General features: G+C 61.6%; 17 protein-coding genes. 9 read left to right on the top strand and 8 right to left on the bottom strand.

Annotated elements, in window-relative coordinates; genetic code table 11:
* Nucleotides 1–4 precede the first annotated feature (4 nt).
* The 8 genes from lptC to J3P92_RS21155 all read left to right on the top strand — a co-directional run bounded on the left by lptC (nt 5) and on the right by J3P92_RS21155 (nt 5541).
* Entirely contained in the window at nt 5–577 is a 573-nt protein-coding gene (gene lptC / locus J3P92_RS21120) for an LPS export ABC transporter periplasmic protein LptC (RefSeq protein WP_420765516.1), read from the top strand.
* On the top strand, nt 564–1112 hold the full coding sequence (gene lptA / locus J3P92_RS21125; RefSeq protein ID WP_420765517.1) for a lipopolysaccharide transport periplasmic protein LptA: 549 nt from the start codon (nt 564–566) through the stop codon (nt 1110–1112). The genes lptC and lptA overlap by 14 nt, the downstream gene beginning before the upstream one ends.
* Nucleotides 1112–1837 carry an LPS export ABC transporter ATP-binding protein gene (lptB, locus tag J3P92_RS21130; RefSeq protein WP_047228667.1) on the top strand — a complete coding sequence of 242 codons (726 nt, stop codon included), beginning with the start codon at nt 1112–1114 and terminating at the stop codon, nt 1835–1837. Before lptA ends, lptB begins: the two co-directional genes overlap by 1 nt.
* A 195-nt stretch (nt 1838–2032) precedes the next feature.
* Entirely contained in the window at nt 2033–3529 is a 1497-nt protein-coding gene (locus J3P92_RS21135; protein WP_434560635.1) for an RNA polymerase factor sigma-54, read from the top strand.
* A 75-nt stretch (nt 3530–3604) separates the two neighbouring features.
* Entirely contained in the window at nt 3605–3913 is a 309-nt protein-coding gene (gene hpf, locus J3P92_RS21140) for a ribosome hibernation-promoting factor, HPF/YfiA family (RefSeq protein ID WP_090281780.1), read from the top strand.
* Nucleotides 3914–3925: 12 nt separating this feature from the next.
* The gene (gene ptsN / locus J3P92_RS21145) at nt 3926–4390 is read left to right on the top strand and encodes a PTS IIA-like nitrogen regulatory protein PtsN (RefSeq protein ID WP_420765519.1); all 465 of its coding nucleotides are present in this window, start codon (nt 3926–3928) and stop codon (nt 4388–4390) included.
* A 2-nt stretch (nt 4391–4392) separates the two neighbouring features.
* Nucleotides 4393–5250 carry an RNase adapter RapZ gene (gene rapZ / locus J3P92_RS21150; RefSeq protein WP_420765520.1) on the top strand — a complete coding sequence of 286 codons (858 nt, stop codon included), beginning with the start codon at nt 4393–4395 and terminating at the stop codon, nt 5248–5250.
* A 15-nt stretch (nt 5251–5265) separates the two neighbouring features.
* Nucleotides 5266–5541: an HPr family phosphocarrier protein gene (locus J3P92_RS21155; protein ID WP_434560639.1), complete on the top strand. Its 276-nt coding sequence runs from the start codon at nt 5266–5268 to the stop codon at nt 5539–5541.
* A 218-nt stretch (nt 5542–5759) separates the two neighbouring features.
* Here J3P92_RS21155 and pmbA read toward each other — a convergent pair whose 3' ends face one another.
* Nucleotides 5760–7106: a metalloprotease PmbA gene (pmbA, locus tag J3P92_RS21160; RefSeq protein ID WP_420765522.1), complete on the bottom strand. Its 1347-nt coding sequence runs from the start codon at nt 7104–7106 to the stop codon at nt 5760–5762.
* A gap of 153 nt (nt 7107–7259) precedes the next feature.
* Between pmbA and yjgA the strand changes: the two genes are divergently transcribed.
* Nucleotides 7260–7784, top strand: a complete 525-nt coding sequence (gene yjgA, locus J3P92_RS21165; protein ID WP_420765523.1) for a ribosome biogenesis factor YjgA — start codon at nt 7260–7262, stop codon at nt 7782–7784.
* A gap of 44 nt (nt 7785–7828) precedes the next feature.
* Here the strand turns inward: yjgA and tldD are convergent, their stop codons facing one another.
* The 7 genes from tldD to mreC all read right to left on the bottom strand — a co-directional run bounded on the left by tldD (nt 7829) and on the right by mreC (nt 17863).
* Complete coding sequence (gene tldD, locus J3P92_RS21170) at nt 7829–9271, bottom strand: metalloprotease TldD (RefSeq protein WP_186710681.1); 1443 nt, start codon at nt 9269–9271, stop codon at nt 7829–7831.
* A gap of 5 nt (nt 9272–9276) precedes the next feature.
* Nucleotides 9277–10140 (bottom strand): carbon-nitrogen hydrolase family protein, encoded by an 864-nt coding sequence (locus J3P92_RS21175; protein ID WP_434560641.1) that lies wholly within the window; start codon nt 10138–10140, stop codon nt 9277–9279.
* Between the two features lie 76 nt (nt 10141–10216).
* Nucleotides 10217–14020: a YhdP family protein gene (locus tag J3P92_RS21180; protein WP_434648947.1), complete on the bottom strand. Its 3804-nt coding sequence runs from the start codon at nt 14018–14020 to the stop codon at nt 10217–10219.
* A 60-nt stretch (nt 14021–14080) separates the two neighbouring features.
* Entirely contained in the window at nt 14081–15538 is a 1458-nt protein-coding gene (rng, locus tag J3P92_RS21185) for a ribonuclease G (RefSeq protein WP_420765526.1), read from the bottom strand.
* A 56-nt stretch (nt 15539–15594) separates the two neighbouring features.
* A complete protein-coding gene (locus J3P92_RS21190) occupies nt 15595–16191 on the bottom strand; it encodes a Maf family protein (protein ID WP_434648949.1) in 597 nt (198 codons plus the stop codon).
* Nucleotides 16192–16289: 98 nt separating this feature from the next.
* On the bottom strand, nt 16290–16778 hold the full coding sequence (gene mreD, locus J3P92_RS21195) for a rod shape-determining protein MreD (RefSeq protein WP_249876151.1): 489 nt from the start codon (nt 16776–16778) through the stop codon (nt 16290–16292).
* On the bottom strand, nt 16775–17863 hold the full coding sequence (gene mreC / locus J3P92_RS21200) for a rod shape-determining protein MreC (protein WP_434560647.1): 1089 nt from the start codon (nt 17861–17863) through the stop codon (nt 16775–16777). Before mreC ends, mreD begins: the two co-directional genes overlap by 4 nt.
* Nucleotides 17864–17964 lie beyond the last annotated feature (101 nt).

Genomic DNA, 17964 nt, shown 5'->3' on the forward strand with positions numbered 1-17964 from the left:
ATTTATGCTAAGCAAGAAGATTCGCACCATTCTGGTGTTCAGCTGCATCGCCGCGATTTTCGCTGCGGTGGGCTATTGGAACATCAGCCCGGAACGCTTCCTTGACCAACCCGCGGCCAAGGTCGAGGAAAATGACATCGACTGGTATGCGACCAATACGCATACCCTGCAATACCTGCCGGACGGAAAGGTGCAGTACGAGATGACGGCCGACAAGGTCGATCATGTAAAGGCCAGCGACGTCACGCTGGTGACCAAACCGGACCTGAACATGTTCCGGGGTACCGAATTTCCATGGCACGTGCAGAGCGAACGGGCCGAGGTCAATCCCGGCGGCACCGAAGTCGAACTGATCGACTCGGTGCGCATCGCACGGACCGATGAAAAGAACCGTACGACCATCATCACCAGCAGTCGCATGACGGTCTTCCCGCAGCGAGAATATGCGCAGACCGAGCAACCCGTTAGAATCGACGGCGCTGGCGGCGTGTCGACCGGCGTGGGAATGAAGGCGTATTTGAAGGAAAGCAGGATACACCTGCTATCGAAAGTAAGAGGACAGTATGAAGCTCGCTAAAACCCTCCCTATTTTGCTCAGTCTGGGCGCTGCACTGGGAAGCGCGAGCGCCTGGGCCCTTCCCAACGACCGCGACCAGCCTATCCGCATCCAGGCCGACGACGCGCAACTGGACGACAAGAACGGTGTCGCCACCTATAAGGGTGACGTGATCATTACCCAGGGCTCGATGAAGGTGACCGGCAATACCGTCACCATCACCCGCACCCAGTCCGGCGATATCGACGTAGTGACATCCGTGGGCAACCTGGCGTACTTCGAACAGTTGCAGACCGCAGGCGACACCAAGCCTGTGCAGGGTTACGGGGTCACCATCCAGTATCACGCCGCCCAGGACCGCGTTGTATTGATCGACCGCGCCAAGGTCGTCGACAAGGACAACAACGTGACCCAAGGCGAGAAGATCGTCTACGACACGGTCAAGAAGCTGGCCAGCGCCGGCCGTGCCACTGGCAGCAAGGTGACCGAACAGCGTCCGCGGATCGACATGGTGATCCAGCCGAAAAAGAAAACCGACGAGCAGAAGGCCCAGTAATGGCAACTCTGAAAGCCCAGCACCTGGCCAAGAGCTACAAGAGCCGCCAGGTTGTGCGCGATGTCAGCCTGTCCATCGACAGCGGCCAGATCGTTGGCTTGCTTGGCCCCAACGGCGCGGGCAAGACAACCTGTTTCTACATGATCGTCGGGCTGGTTCAGGCCGACCAGGGCCGCGTACTGATCGACGACCTGGATGTCAGCCACCAGCCGATGCACGGCCGGGCGAAGGCCGGTATCGGTTATCTGCCGCAAGAAGCGTCGATCTTCCGCAAACTGTCGGTGGCCGACAACATCATGGCCATCCTCGAGACCCGCAAGGAGCTCGACAAGGCCGGCCGCCGCCAGGAATTGGAGAGCCTGCTGCAGGAATTCCATATCAGCCACATTCGCGACAACCTGGGCATGAGCCTGTCCGGCGGCGAACGTCGTCGCGTGGAAATTGCCCGCGCCCTGGCTACCGCGCCGAAATTCATTCTGCTCGACGAACCCTTCGCCGGCGTAGACCCGATTTCGGTGGGCGACATCAAGCAGATCATCCATCATCTCAAGGCCAAGGGGATCGGCGTGCTGATCACCGACCACAACGTGCGCGAGACACTGGACATCTGCGAGACCGCCTATATCGTCAACGACGGCCAGTTGATCGCCGAGGGCGACTCGGCCACCATCCTGGCCAACGAGCTGGTCAAGGAAGTGTATCTGGGCCACGAGTTCCGCCTTTAAGCCACGAAGCCTCAGGCGAAGGCCTGGGTGGCGCCGAATGTCCGATGACGACCCGTGGGGCACTCTCAATTAATTGAAGACGCCCCCTAGGCAAACACTTCAGTTTCAGGCATATAATTTGCTTAAGTTTGGCGCTCCGGCGCCCTGTAGTGGATGGCGCATGTGCGCCGGCAAATAAGGTGTTAAGCCCCTGCCATGAAACCATCGCTAGTCTTGAGAATGGGCCAGCAGCTGACGATGACACCGCAGCTGCAACAGGCCATCCGCCTGCTCCAATTGTCGACCCTGGACCTGCAACAGGAAATCCAAGAGGCCCTGGAATCCAATCCGATGCTCGAACGCCAAGAAGAGGGCGACGACTTCGACAACACCGATCCACTGGCCGACAACGTCGAGCAGAAAACCACCCCGGAAATCCAGGAACCAACCTACCAACAGGAAGCCGCCCCCACGGTGGACAACCTTGAGGATGGCGAATGGAACGAGCGCATTCCCAACGACCTGCCCGTGGACACGGCTTGGGAAGACGTCTATCAGACCAGCGCCAGCAGCCTGCCCAGCGGCGATGACGACGAATGGGATTTCACTACCCGCACGTCCGCCGGCGAGAGCTTGCAGAGTCATCTGCTCTGGCAACTGAACCTGGCGCCGATGTCCGATACCGATCGCCTGATCGCCGTGACCCTGATCGATTGCATCAACAACCAGGGTTACCTGGACGAGACGCTGGAAGAAATCCTCGAAGCCTTCGACCCCGAGCTCGACATCGAGCTGGACGAGATCGAAGCCGTCTTGCATCGCATCCAGCAGTTCGAACCCGCCGGCATCGGTGCTCGCAACCTGGGCGAATGCCTGTTGCTGCAGCTGCGCCAATTGCCCGCCAAAACCCCGTGGCTGGCCGAAGCCAAGCGCCTGGTGACCGATTACATCGACCTTTTGGGCGGACGCGACTACAGCCAACTGATGCGTCGCATGAAGCTCAAGGAAGATGAACTGCGCCAGGTCATCGAGCTGGTGCAAAGCCTCAACCCGCGTCCTGGCTCACAGATCGAATCCACCGAGCCCGAATACGTCGTCCCCGACGTAATCGTGCGCAAGCACAACGATCGCTGGCTGGTGGAGCTCAACCAGGAGTCGATGCCCAAGCTGCGCGTCAACGCCCAGTACGCAGGTTTCGTCAAACGCGCCGATACCAGCGCCGACAACACCTTCATGCGCAACCAGTTGCAGGAAGCGCGCTGGTTCATCAAGAGCCTGCAGAGCCGCAACGAAACCCTGATGAAAGTCGCCACCCAGATCGTCGAGCATCAGCGCGGCTTCCTGGAATATGGCGACGAAGCGATGAAGCCGTTGGTCCTGCATGACATTGCCGAGGCGGTGGGCATGCACGAATCGACGATTTCACGGGTGACCACCCAGAAATTCATGCATACCCCTCGGGGCATCTATGAATTGAAATACTTTTTCTCCAGCCACGTCAGCACCTCCGAAGGCGGCGAATGCTCGTCCACGGCCATCCGCGCGATCATCAAAAAACTGGTCGCTGCGGAAAATCAGAAAAAGCCGTTGAGTGACAGCAAGATCGCTGGTTTACTGGAGGCACAAGGCATTCAGGTGGCCCGCCGTACCGTCGCCAAATACCGCGAATCCCTGGGGATCGCACCTTCGAGCGAACGCAAGCGGTTGATGTAACAGGCCACGCCACAGCGTTCCAGTGGCAGGCACCCAGCCTGCCGCTTTATGCACTGGCAACGAAGGAGAAGCTGTATGCAAGTCAACATCAGTGGACACCAACTGGAAGTGACCGAACCCCTGCGCACCTACATCGGCGAAAAACTCGACCGATTGGAGAGGCATTTCGACAAAATCACCAACGTGCAAGTCATTCTGAACGTCGAAAAGCTGAAGCAGAAGATCGAAGCCACACTGCATATTCCCGGCGGAGAAGTGGTTGCCAATGCGGAGCATGATGACATGTATGCCGCGATTGACCTGCTGACCGACAAGCTGGATCGCCAACTCAAAAAGCATAAGGAAAAGACCCAGAGCCTCCTCCAGGGCGCAACCGGTCGTTAACCCCCCCAATCCATGATCCGACTAGAAACCATCCTGACCCCCGGCCGTTCCCAGGTGAACGCGCCGGGTGGCAGTAAGAAGAAAGCCCTCGAACAAATTGCCAACCTGATCCACCGCGAAGTGCCGGATCTGGAAATGCAGGACGTCTTCGAGGCCCTTATCGCCCGTGAAAAACTAGGCTCCACCGGTTTTGGCAACGGCATCGCCATTCCACATTGCCGCCTCAAAGGCTGTACGTCGCCCATCAGCGCGCTACTGCACCTTGAAGCACCCATAGATTTCGACGCCATCGACGGCGCCCCGGTCGACCTGCTGTTCGTATTGCTGGTTCCGGAAGCGGCGACCGATGCGCACCTTGAGCTGCTGCGCCAGATCGCCAGCATGCTGGACCGCAAGGAAGTGCGCGAAAGACTGCGCAGCGCAACGAGTAACGACGCTTTGTATCAGGTTGTCCTGGACGAGCAGAACGGTCATTAAACATGCGCATGATCATCGTCAGTGGCCGCTCCGGCTCCGGTAAAAGTACCGCCCTCAATGTGCTCGAGGACAGCGGCTACTACTGCATCGACAACTTGCCGGCAGGCCTGCTTCCGGAGTTGGCCGAGCGCGCCCTGATCCACACCGAACTGGCGCAACCGCTGGTCGCCGTGTCGGTCGATGCCCGTAACCTGCCCAGCCACTTGTCGCGCTTCCCCGAACTGCTCGAGGAAGTGCGCAGCCGCCATATCCAATGCGATGTGCTCTACCTGGATGCCGACGAAGAAACCTTGCTCAAGCGTTTCTCCGAAACTCGCCGGCGCCATCCACTGAGCAATGCGAGCCGCTCCCTGGCCGAAGCGATCCATGACGAAAGCCAACTGCTCGGGCCCATCGCGGACCTGGCGGACCTCAAGCTCAACACCACGAACCTGAACCTGTATCAACTGCGCGACACCCTCAAGTTGCGCCTGCTGAACCAGCCAGAACCGGGTACGGCCTTTCTCGTCGAATCGTTCGGTTTCAAACGCGGAATGCCGGTAGATGCCGACCTGGTGTTCGATGTCCGCTGTTTGCCCAACCCTTATTGGAAACCGGAACTGCGCGAGCAGTCCGGGCTGGACCAACCGGTAATCGACTACTTGGCTGCCCAGCCGGATGTCGAAGAGATGTACCAGGACATTTCCAGCTACCTGCTTAAATGGCTGCCCCGCTTTGCCGCTAGCAACCGCGCCTACGTCACGATCGCCATTGGCTGTACGGGTGGCCATCACCGCTCCGTCTACCTGACCGAACGCCTGGGTCAGCTCCTGCAACAATCCCTAAAGAACGTCCAGGTTCGCCACCGCGACCTCAGCTAAAGGATTCACACCGCGATGCCTGCTCGTGAAATTGAAATCATCAACAAGCTGGGTTTGCATGCCCGAGCGTCGGCGAAATTCGTAGGTGTGGCGGGTCAGTTTCCTGAGACCACGATCCGGGTCGGGCGCACGCCTGAGAGTACCGTCGATGGTAAAAGCATCATGGCGATGATGATGCTCGCCGCTGGCAAGGGCACCAAGATCCACTTGAGCACCGAGGGCGAACAGGCCCAGGAGGCGATGGATGCCTTGGTGACGCTGATCAACAACTATTTCGACGAGGGGGAATAACTCCTCCGGACCCAAGGCCATTTCGTCGCGAGGGAGCTTGCTCCCGCTCGGCCGGACTGGCGCTCCAGTGCGCAGCGGCCGCAAGATGTTGGGGTCGCTTCGCGGCTCAGCGGAACAAGCTCCCTCGCCACAAAAACGGACTTGCCATGAGCTCTAATCGACACAAAAAAGGCGCGTCATCCACATGAATGACGCGCCTTTTTTTGTGGCCTTGAGTATCAGCTACCCGCCACGGTCATCCGCTCGATCAACACCGAGCCCGTGCGGATGTTGCTGCGCAGCTCCAAATCATTCCCCACCGCCACGATCTGCTTGAACATGTCACGCATGTTTCCGGCGATGGTGACTTCCTGAACCGGGAACTGGATCTCGCCATTCTCGACCCAGAAACCCGCCGCGCCACGGGAATAATCCCCGGTCACCATGTTCAGCCCATGGCCCATCAACTCCGTTACCAACAGCCCCCGGCCCATGCGCCGAAGCAATGCCGCCTGGTCTTCTTCGCCATGGGTAACGAAAAGGTTATGCACACCGCCAGCGTTGGCGGTGCTCGGCATGCCGAGTTTGCGGCCCGAATAGGTACCAAGGATGTAGGACACCAGCTCGCCGTTTTCCACGAACGGCTTGGCGTAAGTGGCCAGGCCATCGCCGTCGAATGCCGAGCTGCCCATGGCCTGCATCAGGTGCGGACGCTCGTCAATGGTCATCCACTCCGGGAACAGCTTCTGCCCCAGCGCGCCTTCCAGGAACGACGACTTGCGGTACAAGTTGCCGCCAGACACCGCCGACAGGAAGCTGCCAAACAGACCACCGGCCAGCTCGGCAGAAAACAACACCGGCACCTCACAGGTCGGCACCGGCCGCGCGCCCAAGCGGCTGGCTGCCCGTTGTGCGGCTTTCTGGCCGATGCTCACCGGGTCCGCCAGCAACGTGCCCTGGCGACTGACGTCATACCAGTAGTCGCGCTGCATCTGCCCGTCCGCCTCGGCGATCATCACACAACTTAGGCTGTGACGGGTCGAAGCGTAACCGCCGATAAAGCCATGGCTGTTGCCATAAACCCGGCAACCCTGGTGCGTATTGAGCGTCGTACCGTCGGCATTCTTGATCCGGCGGTCGGCATCGAATGCCGCCGCCTCACAGCGCAGCGCCTGTTCGATGGCTTGCTCGGGCGTGATGTCCCAGGCGTGGAACAGATCGAAATCCTTCAGTTCCTTGCACATAAGGGCGGCATCGGCCAACCCCGAGGCGTCATCCTCGGACGTGTGCTTGGCGATCGCCAGCGCCGCGGCCACCGTTTCGCGAATGGCATCGGGCCCGCTGGCCGAAGTGCTGGCCGATCCCTTGCGCTGGCCTACGTACAAGGTAATGCCGAAACCCTGATCCCGATTGAACTCAACGGTTTCCACTTCGCGCTGGCGCACCGAAGTCGACAATCCCTGCTCCAGCGATACCGCCACCTCACAGGCGCTGGCACCTTGTCGCTTGGCCTCGGCGAGAATCTGCTCGACTTGCTCCTGCAGTGCCGGCAATGCCTGCGGACCGACGCTCTGAACTGCACTCATGGTGTTCTCCACTCAAATTCTGCTTTCGGTATCGGGTTTGCACGCAAACTGCCTGCGCTGTTTTTCGTACAAACCCTTGGCCTTCTAGCGACCGGGCCGGACAAGCGGCCCCCGACTGGTTATCATGGCGGCGTTTCTTTGCGGACTGCCACCATGGTTGATTCTTACGACGACTCCCTCTACGAGGGTGAAAAAAGCAAATCCCAGGTCAAACGCGAGCTGCATGCTCTGGTTGACCTCGGCGAGCGCCTGACAACACTCAAGCCTGACTTGCTGGCCAAACTGCCGTTGACCGACGCCTTGCGCCGGGCCCTGGCCGATGCGCCCAAGCACACCGCGAATATCGCGCGTAAACGGCACCTGCAGTTCATCGGCAAACTGATGCGCGACCAGGACACTGACGCGATCCTGGTTTTGCTAGACCAGCTCGATGCCTCCACCCGGCAGTACAACGAGCGCTTCCACAACCTGGAACGCTGGCGTGATCGCTTGATCGCTGGCGATGACGGCACCTTGGAAAAATTCGTCATCGACTACCCGGAGGCCGATCGCCAGCAATTGCGCTCCCTGATCCGTCAGGCCCAGCACGAACTGGCGCACAACAAGCCGCCGGCCTCGAGCCGTAAAATCTTCAAATACATCCGTGAGCTGGACGAGACTCAACGCGGCCTGCGCTGAGTCTCGTCCTTGGGTGGAGGCCTTGCACTCCACCCAAGGCTCCGTCATGCGCCCGTGCCACCCACGGTGATCGCATCGATCTTCAAGGTCGGCTGGCCGACACCCACCGGCACCGACTGGCCGTCTTTGCCACACGTGCCCACGCCACTGTCCAGCGACAGGTCATTACCGACCATCGACACTTTGCTCATCGCCTCCGGCCCGTTGCCGATCAGGGTCGCGCCCTTGACCGGCGCGGTGATCTTGCCGTCTTCAATGAGGTAGGCCTCGCTGGTGGAAAACACGAACTTGCCGCTGGTGATGTCCACCTGGCCGCCGCCGAGGTTGGCGCAATAGATGCCTTTTTTCACCGAGGCAATGATTTCCGCCGGATCGCTCTGGCCGCCCAGCATGTAGGTATTGGTCATGCGCGGCATCGGAAGGTGCGCGTAGGATTCGCGACGACCGTTGCCGGTGCGAGCGACGCCCATCAGGCGAGCATTGAGCTTGTCCTGCATGTAGCCCTTGAGCACGCCGTTTTCGATCAAGGTGGTGCACTCGGTCGGGGTGCCTTCGTCATCAACGCTCAGGGAGCCCCGACGCCCGGCCAATGTACCGTCGTCGACGATCGTGCAGAGTTTCGAGGCGACCATTTCACCCATGCGACCACTGTAGGCAGAGCTGCCCTTGCGGTTGAAATCGCCTTCCAGGCCGTGGCCGACCGCTTCATGCAGCAGCACGCCGGACCAGCCGGAGCCCAGCACCACCGGCAACGTGCCGGCCGGGGCCGGAATCGCTTCCAGATTGACCAGCGCCTGGCGCAGGGCTTCGCGGGCGTAGCCCATGGCGCGGTCTTCGCTGAGGAAATAACGATAGTCGGTGCGCCCGCCGCCGCCATGACCGCCGCGCTCACGCCGGCCGTTCTGCTCGACGATCACGCTGACATTGAACCGCACCAGGGGCCGGACGTCCGCCGCCAGGCCACCATCGGTGGACGCCACCAGGATTCGCTCCCAGACGCCCGCCATGCTCACCGACACCTGCTGGATCCGTGGATCGAGGGCGCGAGTGGCAACGTCGATGCGTTTGAGCAGCTCGACTTTCTCGGCGCGACTCATGACCTCCAATGGATTATCCGGCGCATACAGCTGCGCCACGTCCTGGCTGCTGAACGCCTGGACCGTGCCGTTTTGCCCGGCGCGCGAGATCGAACGAGCGGCACGGGCCGCGGCGCCGAGGGCTTCGAGGGTGATGGCGTTGCTGTAGGCAAAACCGGTCTTTTCACCGGACTGGGCCCGTACGCCGACGCCCTGGTCAAGGTTGAAACTGCCTTCCTTGACGATGCCGTCTTCCAACGACCAGGACTCGGAAATCTGCCCCTGGAAATACAGGTCGGCGGCATCGATGCCCGGGCCGGCCAGGTCACCCAGCACGCCTTGCAGGCTTTCGAGGGTCACGCCACCGGGGGCTAAAAGGTGTTCACTGACTGAGGACAACAACCCGCTCATATGTTTTACGCCTTGAATTCGTCGTCTTGGGCAGGTCGCTGTCGGGCGCCCTGCGAGAAAAAGCGCCGATGGCTCGCCACCGGCATGCGCGCCCGGATGGACGCCTGTTCGCTGCTGTCGCGCTCGGCCAGCAGCACCGCCTCGCCTTGATCCTGTTGCGCCAGCACCCGCCCCCATGGGTCGATAATTGCAGCGTGGCCGAAGGTTTCCCTTGGCCCCGGATGCGTCCCGCCTTGGGCTGCCGCCAGCAGGTAGCACTGGGTCTCGATGGCTCGGGCGCGAATCAATACGTCCCAATGGGCGGCGCCGGTTACTGCTGTAAAGGCCGAAGGCGCGGTGATCAACTCAGCCCCGGCCGCTCGCAACTCGCTGTAGAGCTCCGGGAAACGCAAGTCGTAACAGACCGTCAGGCCCACCCGGCCCACGGGAGTATCGGCGACCACCACGTTGCGACCATAAGCATAGTCATCGGATTCGCGGTAGCGCCCACGATTGTCCGCCACGTCCACGTCAAACAGGTGCAGCTTGTCGTAACGCGCCACGATCTGGCCCTGGTCGTCCACCAGCAACGAACAGGCATGAGCCCTGGCTTCGGGCTCGTCCTCCGGCGGTAATGGCAGCGTGCCGGCGACAATCCATAACCTGAGGTCGCGAGCGACCTGTTTCAACCAAGGCAGGATCGGTCCCTGACCAAAGGCTTCGGCGCGACCGATGTCGGCAACGTCCCGCCGCCCCATGGCGGCGAAGTTTTCCGGCAGCACCGCCAGCCTCGCACCGCCAGCCGCTGCCTGTTCCAACAGCACACGGGCGCGGGCCAGGTTGGCGAGGACATCGCTTTGGCTGACCATTTGAATCACGGCGACTGGCATGCTGCCTCCCTCATTTCGTGCATCATTCCCTTGTGGGAGCGAGCTTGCTCGCTCCCACAAGGGCTAGCGTTACTCGTCAGAACGGCTTGTCGAAGCTGATCTTCGGCTCTTTCCACGGCCCCTTGACGTCGTATCTTACGCTGGCAAAACGCGCTACGCGGTCACCGATCAGTTTGTCGATCAAAAACAATGCCCCACCCACCGCCGGGGCGCCGACAATCAGCGCGGCGATGGGCAGGTTGTTGGTCACCGGCAACGTCACCAGCAGCTTGGCGTCGACCTGGTCAGTGACCATGTCCAGCGTTCCGTTCAGTTCCAGGTTGCTCGAAGGTCCCGTCAAGGCGATGGGCTCACGCGTTACATAGACGCCATTGCTCGCCACCAGCAAGCCCTTGACCCGGTCATAGCTCAGCCCCTTGCCAAACAGGTCGGAGAAATCCAGGCGCAGGCGGCGGCCGATGGAGTTGAAGTTCAACAGGCCGAATACCCGCAACGCCTGCGCGCTGCCTTCGACCTCGACGAACTGCCCCTTGGTAAGCGACGCATCGAGACTTCCGGAGAAGCGCTTGGTGGCCACCCAGGCGGGCGAACCAGGCCAACGGCCGTCAACGTCCAGGCGAAACTCCTGGCTGGTCACGCTGGGGGCGAATCCCCAGCCTTTCAGCACATCGGCCAGGTTCTTGCCCTTGATCCGCCCCTTGTACCAACTGCTGGTCGAGCCCGGCGCACCTTCCCAAGCGCCATTGCCATTGAGGACCATGCCCTTGAGGCCCATGTCCAGATCGTTCAACGCAATACCTTTACCGGTTGGACGCACCTTCAACGACCAGGCGCCGATCAGATCAGGCCCTTGGAACAACTGGTCGATGGCGATATCCAGGGCCGGTATCTTGCTCGGATCAACCGAAGCCAGCGGATCCGGGGCGTTTTCGTCGGCCTGCACCGTCGGGTCGGCAGCGGGCAGTCGCACGTAGTCCAGCTTGATACCGATGGGGGCGGCCTTTGCGTCCGGCACGTTGACGCTGCCCTTGGCCTGCTGGCTGTCGAGCCGCATGGCCCAGGCGTCCGGCTTGCGGTCCAGTTGCACCGATGCCTGGTCCAGCGTCGTGCCCATCGCCGTGAGTTTGCCTACTTTCAGGTCGACACCGCTGAGCACTTGCCGGGCGCTGCCGCCCGGGTCCTGGCCGGCGTATTTGCCCAACAAATCCTGCCAGGGACCCACGTCCAGCTCCGATAGCGTGCCTCGCAGGCGCAGCCCCTTGGCTCCCGGCAGCACTGCGTCGCCCCCGCCCAGGAGCAATTCGCCACGGCCATCGGCCGTTTTTCCGCTCGGGGCGGCATAAGTGAAGCTGGCCAGGTCGCCATAATTGGCCCAGTAACGCCGCTCCGGCCCCTGCAATGTCATACGGAACACGGTGTCGCGCCCGGCATCAGCCGCCATGCCGAAGGGCGCCGGCAGATCCACCGCGACGCCCTTGAGATTGGAATTGATCGACAGCTGGCTGTCGGCGCCGTCGAGGATCACTTGCAACTGGTAAGGAATCACGCCGGAGACGGGCAACGGCTGGGTCACGCTCAGCCAGTCGGTGAGTTTCTTCACCTCAACCCGTCCGGACGCCGTGACACGCGTATTGAGCGCGCCGGTGCGGCCCTCGGCGAATATCTGCGCGGTCACGGGTCGGTCGAATGCCCGGGCCGCAATGTTCTTGCCGCTCAGCCCCTTGCTGCTGTCGAAGCGGAAATCCCCCTTGAGCTGAGTCAATTCCAAGGCCGGCTCGCTGAGTTTGAGCCGAGCCTTGTCCGTGGAGAAATCCACGAGGATCTTCGGTTGCTCGCCTTTCACGAGCGGGATATCGAGCTTTACGCTGCCGCGCAGGTCGCCCTCGCCTTCCCAGCCGGCGAATGTTTCGGCCGTGCCGATGGGCGCGGTCTGGAGGATCTTCAACCCGTCGCCGAGCCCTCCGGCAAACCCACCGTCGAGCAGCAAATGAGCGTTTTGCCCGGTCGGCACGTGGGGAATGTTCACCGAAACGTCTTTTACCTGGGTGCCCAGCAGTTGCCCCTGGCTGGCGAAGATGCGTACGCCGCTGTCCTCGACAAACACATCGCCGCTGACCTTACTGACCGAAGGCCAGCCGGGCTGGAACGCCAGCTCAGCGTCATGCACCTTGAAAAACAGGCTGATGCTGCGAGCCGCATCCTCGGCGCCTTTGTTCAGCGAGCCTTGATACTGAAAGAAGCCCTCATCCACCGCGCCTTTGACAATTGCGGTGCGCAGCCACTCGTCCAGCGCCGGACTGAGAACGGCCGGCAGGTACTTGCCGGTGTAGCGCCCATCACCGTCCACCAGGCCGACCCGCAGGTCCATGTAATCTTCCTGGCTGTGATCGAAATGCAGGCGAATCAGGAAATCCCCGGCAATCCGGCCCTCCTCGCCCAGCACCTTCAGGTAAGGCGCGATCAAGGTGAACCCTTGCTTGTCCAACTTCCAGGTCAGCAGTGCGTTGGCCTGCAAGTACTGCCAGGGCTTGGCGAAGATCGGGTCCAGGTGCAGGGAGAAATCCTTGCTGTCCATGCGCAGTTCGCCGCCGCCGAGGTCGCCGCTCAGGCTGCCCGAAACATTACGTGCCGCCGGGGCCCCGTGATAGGCGTTGAAACCCACCGCGTCGAGGTTGGTGGCGAAGCTGACTTTTTGATCACCGGTATTGTGTGGCCGGTAGTCGAGCAAGACGTTGCGCAAGCCACCGGTCACCTTGAGTCGGTCGATGGCGGTGGCGACGCCTTCCGGCAATGGCGCCAGGGCATTGAGTAGCGGCGTGAGCGGCGTCAAGTCGAGACGATCGGCCTGCACGTGCCAGCGTTCCTCGGCCTTGTCGGAGGCGTCGGTCTGCTGCAGCTGCAGGCGCGACTCCCAGCGGGTGTCACCCAGGCTCATCGCCAGAGTGTCGAAGGTTGCGATAAATCCTTGGCTGCTGCGCTGGAAATAGCCGTTGAGGGCCAGGTTATGGATCTGCACGGGCTTGCGGTCGGCATAGGCGCCCTGGAGCTGCGGCGCGTTCAAGCGCACGGCCGCGCTTTGCACCGTGCCCGCGCCCCAGCTGAGCCAGAACTCGCCCCCCGCCTTGATTTCGGAAAAATTCCATTGCCGGGTCAGGCGTTTAGGCAGCCATTGGGACCAATCGCTTTGCGGCAGGCTCAGGTAGGCATCGGCCACGCCATTTTTCCAATCGCTGGCGCGGATGCGGGTACGCAGGTTGATCGCCACGGGCTGGCCGTCGGGCAGGGTCAGCCGAGCGTCCAGGCGCTGGCGGGAGGCACCGGTGCGCAGGCTCAAGCCAACGTAGGTGAGGCTCAGGGGCGGATGGTCCAGTGGCTGCAACGTCACTTGGCTGTCGAGCACCGACAGCTTCGAGACCATTTGCATGCGGTTCAACAGTTGCTGCGGATCGAGTGGCTGGTCGTCCCGTACTGGCAGGCCTTCCAGGGCCCATTTCCCGTCGGCGCCTTCCTTGAGGCTGATCTTCAGGCCGCTGATTTCCAGATGGGCGATGCGCACCTGGCGGGCCACCAGGCTGTCCCACACCGCGGGCACGGCGCGCACATGATCCAGGTGCAGGGCATTGGGGCCGTCGCCGACCACTACATCGCGCGCGGCGAAGATGGGGGCCAGGGCGTTCCAGCCGCCTTCGAGGCTACCGACGTGCACCGGCATGCCGAGCGCTTCGCCGGCACGGGCCTCGACCTCGCTACGGTATTCAGCCACCAGCGGGACCAACTCCCGGCCGAGGCTCACGTACAAGGCCAGCACGACCAGCAGCAGCGCACACAGGCCAAGCCCCCAGCGTGTCAATGTGCCCACCAGGCGTGTCAGACGCTCCATGTCAGCAGCCCCCCTTGGCAAAGGCATTCTCGCCGCGGCCTCGCCACTGTGCATGCCACGTCAGAGCAACACCACGTCGTATTGTTCCTGCGAATACATGGTCTCCACCTGGAAACGGATCGTGCGGCCGATAAAGGTTTCCAGCTCCGCGACGTTGCCCGACTCTTCATCGAGCAACCGGTCCACCACTTTCTGGTTCGCCAACACTCTATAGCCAGTGGCCTGGTAGGCGCGCGCTTCCCGGAGGATTTCCCGGAAGATTTCGTAACACACGGTTTCCGGGGTCTTGAGCTTGCCCCGGCCCTGGCAACTGCTGCATGGTTCGCACAGCACTTGTTCAAGACTTTCGCGGGTGCGCTTGCGGGTCATCTGCACCAGGCCCAGTTCGGTGATGCCGATGATGTTGGTCTTGGCGTGATCGCGCTCCAGCTGTTTTTCCAGGGTGCGCAGCACCTGGCGCTGGTGCTCTTCGTCTTCCATGTCGATGAAATCGATGATGATGATCCCGCCGAGGTTGCGCAGGCGCAATTGCCGGGCAATGGCCGTGGCCGCTTCAAGATTGGTCTTGAAGATGGTTTCCTCGAGATTACGATGGCCGACAAAGGCACCTGTGTTGACGTCGATGGTGCTCATCGCCTCGGCCGGATCGACCACCAGGTAACCGCCGGACTTGAGCGGCACCTTGCGTTCAAGGGCGCGCTGGATCTCATCTTCGACGCCGTACAGGTCGAAAATCGGCCGCTCGCCAGGGTAGTGCTCCAGGCGGTCGGCGATTTCCGGCATCAGCTCGGCGACGAACTGGGTGGTTTTCTGGAAGGTTTCCCGGGAATCGATGCGGATCTTCTCGATCTTCGGGCTGACCAGGTCACGCAGGGTTCGCAACGCCAGTCCCAGATCTTCGTAGATCACGCTGGGAGTGGCGATGGTCTTGATCTGCGCGGCGATCTGGTCCCAGAGCCTGCGCAGGTAGCGGATATCCATGAGGATCTCATCGGCCCCGGCGCCTTCGGCGGCCGTACGCAGGATGAAGCCGCCGGCTTCCTTGATGCCTTCTTTTTCCACGCAGTCACTGACCACTTTTTTGAGGCGCTCACGCTCGGCTTCGTCTTCGATCTTCAGGGATATGCCGACGTGGGCGGTGCGCGGCATGTACACCAGGTAGCGCGACGGAATCGACAGCTGGGTGGTCAGGCGCGCGCCCTTGGAGCCGATGGGGTCCTTGGTGACCTGCACCACCAGGCTCTGGCCCTCATGGACCAGCGCACTGATGCTTTCTACCGCCGGCCCTTCGCGCATGGAAATTTCCGAGGCGTGGATGAACGCCGCGCGGTCCAGGCCGATGTCGACGAAGGCTGCCTGCATGCCCGGCAAAACCCGCACCACCTTGCCCTTGTAAATATTGCCGACGATGCCACGCTTTTGCGTGCGCTCGACGTGAACTTCTTGCAGGACACCGTTTTCAACCACCGCCACGCGCGACTCCATCGGCGTGATGTTGATCAGAATCTCTTCACTCATGGCAGGGTCTCGTTCAGGCATATTCACGATTATGGCCGCATCTAGTCAGACGGCGCTCAACGCGCGCTCAAGGTTTGCCAACAGGGTATGCCGAAATGGCCGAGCAATTCTGCGGTTTCGCAGAGCGGCAGGCCGACCACGGCCGAATAACTGCCTTCAAGCCCGGCGACGAACACCGCGCCCAGCCCTTGGATACCATAGCTGCCGGCCTTGTCTCGCGGTTCGCCGCTGGCCCAATAGGCGAGCGCTTCCTGTTCCGTGATCAGGCGAAAGCGCACGCGGCTGCGAACCACCCGGGATTCGCAGCGTTCGGCATCCAGCACGGCAATGGCAGTCAATACCTCATGATCGCGCCCGGACAGGCCCATGAGCATCGACACGGCGTCGGCCTGATCCTGAGGCTTGCCGAGAATTTGTCCATCCAGCACCACGGCGGTGTCCGCGCCGAGCACGCAGCCATCGATGTCATTTGATAGGGCACGTCGTCCAGCATCGGCCTTGCCACGCGCCAAGCGCTCTACATAGGCCGATGGGGTTTCGTGATCGTGGGGAGTTTCGTCGATGTCCGCACCGATGGCGGTAAATGGCACCCCGATCTGCGTGAGCAATTCACGCCGGCGCGGCGACCCTGAGGCGAGGTAAAGCGGTTTCATCAAGACATCTCCCTTATAGGCGACCGGCTTTTGTGGCGAGGGAGCTCCCTCGCCACAGGGATGTAAGTCATCAAAAAAGTGTAGATATCCTGACCGAATCAGTTGATTTTGAAACGCAGCCGCAAGCCGCGCAAACCGAAACTTATCCACGGCCAGAGCAATGCGCTGACCAGGGCCGGCAAGACCAGCGCCAGGGTCGGCTGGCGATTACCGGTCAAGGCGCTGAGCCATAATTGCACCAGTTGCGCCAACCCGAAGATCACCAGGATCACCAAGCACTGTTGCCACATCGGGAACATGCGCAGGCGTTGTTGCAACGACAGCACCAGGAATGTGATCAAGGTCAGGATCAGCGCGTTCTGACCCAGCAACGTGCCATAGAGCACGTCTTCGGCCAGCCCCAGGCACCAGGCCGTGACCATGCCGACCTTGTGCGGCAAGGCCAGGGCCCAGAAGGCCAGCAGCAAGGCCAGCCACAGCGGGCGCAGGATTTCCATGAACTGCGGCAGCGGGGAAACGCTGAGCAACAGGCCGATGGCAAAGGTCAACCAGACCATCCAGCCATTACCGGATCGAGTACTGCTCATTCTTCACGTGCTCCCCTGGTGGCGGGCGTAGCGGCAGGCGCTGGGGCCGGTGGCTTGGTCGCGGGCCGGGCGGGTTGGACCGCCGGCTGCTGGGCTGCGGCCGGTCGGGCGGGAGCCGCGGCGTGTGCGGCCGGAGCTGTTGTTGCCGGGGCCGTCGCAGCCTGGGGCTTGGGCACAGTGGCTGGTACAGGTGCGGGCGCGGGCGCAGGTGTGGCCGGAGCAGGCGATTCGCCGCTCTGCTGGTCCTGGGCCTCCTGGGCCACGGCGGCATCGTTGGCGCGCTCTTCAGGCGTGCGGTTGTCGCTGAATACCAGCAGCAGGTAGCGGCTGCGGTTCAACGCAGCCGTTGGCACCGCCCGCACGATCGCGAACGGCTGGCCAGAGTCATGAATGACTTCCTTGACCGTCGCCACGGGATAACCAGCCGGAAACCGCTGGCCGAGGCCGGAACTGACCAGCAGGTCGCCTTCCTTGATGTCGGCGGTATCGGCCACATGGCGAAGTTCGAGGCGCTCGGGGTTGCCGGTGCCGCTTGCGATTGCCCGCAAGCCGTTGCGATTGACCTGCACCGGGATACTGTGGGTGGTATCGGTCAGCAACAGCACACGAGACGTATAAGGCATTAATTCCACCACCTGCCCCATCAGGCCACGGGCATCGAGCACCGGCTGGCCGAGGACCACGCCGTCGCGCTCGCCCTTGTTGATGATGATGCGGTGGGTGAACGGGTTCGGGTCCATGCCGATCAGCTCGGCCACTTCGACTTTCTCATTGACCAGCGCCGAGGAGTTGAGCAACTCGCGCAGCCGCACGTTCTGTTCGGTGAGGGCCGCCAGCTTCTGCATGCGTCCCTGCAGCAGCAGGTTTTCAGTCTTTAGTTTTTCGTTCTCGGCGACCAGTTCGGTCCGGCTGCCAAACTGGCTGGCCACACCCTGCCACAACCGTTGCGGCAGATCGGTGATCCAGTAGGACTCCATCAACACCAGCGACATCTGGCTGCGCACTGGCTTGAGCAGCGTGAAGCGGGCATCCACCACCATCAGCGCAACCGACAGCACGGTCAACACCAGCAGGCGTACACCCAATGAGGGGCCTTTGGCAAAAAGCGGTTTAATAAGCCGCTCCTCCCAGGCAAACGTTGTCTTTATTCATACGGTATCGAACCGGCCTGGATACGAATGACAGA

It is taken from the genome of Pseudomonas sp. D3-27 (genome assembly GCF_051132165.1).
Classification (GTDB): Bacteria; Pseudomonadota; Gammaproteobacteria; order Pseudomonadales; family Pseudomonadaceae; genus Aquipseudomonas.

Bases quoted from the DNA above. Each gene is read 5' to 3' on its own strand.
- lptB (WP_047228667.1), top strand. From the start codon at position 1,112: ATGGCAACTCTGAAAGCCCAGCACCTGGCCAAGAGCTACAAGAGCCGC.
- lptA (WP_420765517.1), top strand. From the start codon at position 564: ATGAAGCTCGCTAAAACCCTCCCTATTTTGCTCAGTCTGGGCGCTGCA.
- J3P92_RS21190 (WP_434648949.1), bottom strand. From the start codon at position 16,191: ATGAAACCGCTTTACCTCGCCTCAGGGTCGCCGCGCCGGCGTGAATTG.
- ptsN (WP_420765519.1), top strand. From the start codon at position 3,926: ATGATCCGACTAGAAACCATCCTGACCCCCGGCCGTTCCCAGGTGAAC.
- J3P92_RS21135 (WP_434560635.1), top strand. From the start codon at position 2,033: ATGAAACCATCGCTAGTCTTGAGAATGGGCCAGCAGCTGACGATGACA.
- J3P92_RS21175 (WP_434560641.1), bottom strand. From the start codon at position 10,140: ATGCCAGTCGCCGTGATTCAAATGGTCAGCCAAAGCGATGTCCTCGCC.
- rapZ (WP_420765520.1), top strand. From the start codon at position 4,393: ATGCGCATGATCATCGTCAGTGGCCGCTCCGGCTCCGGTAAAAGTACC.
- hpf (WP_090281780.1), top strand. From the start codon at position 3,605: ATGCAAGTCAACATCAGTGGACACCAACTGGAAGTGACCGAACCCCTG.
- yjgA (WP_420765523.1), top strand. From the start codon at position 7,260: ATGGTTGATTCTTACGACGACTCCCTCTACGAGGGTGAAAAAAGCAAA.
- mreD (WP_249876151.1), bottom strand. From the start codon at position 16,778: ATGAGCAGTACTCGATCCGGTAATGGCTGGATGGTCTGGTTGACCTTT.
- lptC (WP_420765516.1), top strand. From the start codon at position 5: ATGCTAAGCAAGAAGATTCGCACCATTCTGGTGTTCAGCTGCATCGCC.
- J3P92_RS21155 (WP_434560639.1), top strand. From the start codon at position 5,266: ATGCCTGCTCGTGAAATTGAAATCATCAACAAGCTGGGTTTGCATGCC.
- tldD (WP_186710681.1), bottom strand. From the start codon at position 9,271: ATGAGCGGGTTGTTGTCCTCAGTCAGTGAACACCTTTTAGCCCCCGGT.
- J3P92_RS21180 (WP_434648947.1), bottom strand. From the start codon at position 14,020: ATGGAGCGTCTGACACGCCTGGTGGGCACATTGACACGCTGGGGGCTT.
- rng (WP_420765526.1), bottom strand. From the start codon at position 15,538: ATGAGTGAAGAGATTCTGATCAACATCACGCCGATGGAGTCGCGCGTG.
- pmbA (WP_420765522.1), bottom strand. From the start codon at position 7,106: ATGAGTGCAGTTCAGAGCGTCGGTCCGCAGGCATTGCCGGCACTGCAG.